This is a genomic window from Verminephrobacter aporrectodeae subsp. tuberculatae At4 (assembly GCF_000193225.1).
Classification (GTDB): domain Bacteria; phylum Pseudomonadota; class Gammaproteobacteria; order Burkholderiales; family Burkholderiaceae_C; genus Acidovorax; species Acidovorax aporrectodeae.
On record NZ_AFAL01000279.1, the window covers coordinates 1 to 972 of the forward strand.

Consider the following 972-nt stretch of genomic DNA (forward strand, 5'->3'; position numbering starts at 1 on the left):
CGGGGGGGCGGCGGGCAAGATGGGCAGGGTGGGCAATTCGGCCAGGGTGATGTGCGTGTGCGCCTGCGCGCCTGCCGCGTCCCCGGCGGCCGCCGGACTGTCCGGCGCGGGCGCGTCGTCCGCGAGCGGCGCGAGGCGGCTCCACCAACTGCCGCAGGCGCCGGACTGCGCCGACTGCACCGCCGACAGGGCCAGGCAGTGCTTGGCGCGCGTCATGGCGACGTAGAGCATGTTCAGCTCTTCGCGCTGGCGCGCCTGCCGCTCGGCGGCGAGTGCGTCCCGGGCGCTGGGCGGCGGGTCCGACTCGCTGGCCAGGAACACGAACCCCGTGGGCGCGGCCTGCTCGCCGGGCCAGTCGAGCAGCACGCCCATGGTCTCGGCCTTGGGCGGGGGGGCGTCGGTGTCGAGCAGCAGCACGCAGCGGGCCTCCAGGCCCTTGGCGCCGTGCACGGTGAGCAGGCGGACTGCCAGCGCGTCAACCCGCCCCGGTGCGCGCACGCCGCCCCTTTTCATCGCCCGGACCAAGGCGTAGGGCGTGAGGTAGCGGCCGCCGCCGTGCTGCAGGGCGGCCGCCAGCAGGGCGCGCAGATTCGCCTGCACCGCCAGGCGCTGCGCGGCGGGCGCGGCGGCGGCAAAGCGCGCCAGCACATCGCCGTGTTGGTAGATGGCGTGCAGCGCATCGTGCGGCGGCAGCCGGTCCACCCAGGCCTTGTATTCGGCCAGAACCGCTCCATGCGCCCGCAGATCCTCGGGCAGAAGCTCCCTTTTTTGCAACAAATCGAACCAGCTGCAGGCCGCGTGTTCCGGCATGCGGCGCAGCTGCGCGAGCGCCACCAGGGCGTCGTCGCCCAGGCCGAACAGCGGCGACTTGAGCGCACGCGCGAGCGCCAGGTCATGCCCCGTGGACACCAGCGCGTCGAGCAGCGCCACCATGTCCTGCACCTCGGGGGCGTCGAACAGGTCGGCCTTCTC

At 74.1% G+C, this 972-nt stretch carries 1 protein-coding gene; it reads right to left on the bottom strand.

Features of this window, described 5'->3' with window-relative positions:
- On the bottom strand, positions 1–972 hold a 972-nt coding region (locus VTU_RS26170), incomplete at both ends, for a 3'-5' exonuclease (protein ID WP_010102340.1).